Genomic DNA, 632 nt, shown 5'->3' with positions numbered 1-632 from the left:
CCAAGCTCATTCATGTCACCATGAGTTTTGAAAAGCTCAACGAGCGGATTGTTCAAGGCACAATCATTCCTCAGCTGACCATCACTGGGTGTGAAGAGCTGGCGAAGATTCTTGAAACCATCTTCGATTTGCCAAACGTCGGCGTACTCGTTGCCGATGAAGACACGCGTATTCTTGGTTGCAATCGCGCCTTTGAGCTTCAGATGGGCTATCAAAATCGCGATCTCGTTGGGTTAAAAACCTACATCTTCAGCACTTCTCACCATAGCCAAGCGTTCTACGATCAACTTTGGAAACACATTGATGAAGAAGGGTATTGGAGCGGCAATCTTCTTAGCCGCACAGCCAATGGCAGCAACCAAGCGCATCATTTGTGTATCTATCGCCTCACATTCAATTCAGGGCGTGTGCTTTTTCTCGGTTTTTCAACGGATATCTCGGCTTCCCTTTTGTGGATGAAAAATCGTTGTGAGCAAGTGCAAGACTGGTCGGCATTTTTGCCAACCAGAGATGAATTCGAACTTCAATTGGATAACCTCGCAAACGAAAGTGGTCTCAAAGACCTCAATATCGTGATGACGCTAAGACCGAACTTTGCACAGAAATGCATGTTGGAGCAACAGCTAGGTTTT

The 632-nt window shown here is 46.0% G+C and carries 1 protein-coding gene; it reads left to right on the top strand.

Going from position 1 to position 632, the window contains the following annotated elements:
- The coding region (locus R7040_RS27545) for a PAS domain-containing protein (protein WP_318097754.1) at nt 1-632 on the top strand (632 nt) is incomplete at both ends.

It is taken from the genome of Vibrio sp. 1069, from assembly GCF_033340555.1.
This window is presented reverse-complemented; position numbering and strand designations above follow the sequence as displayed.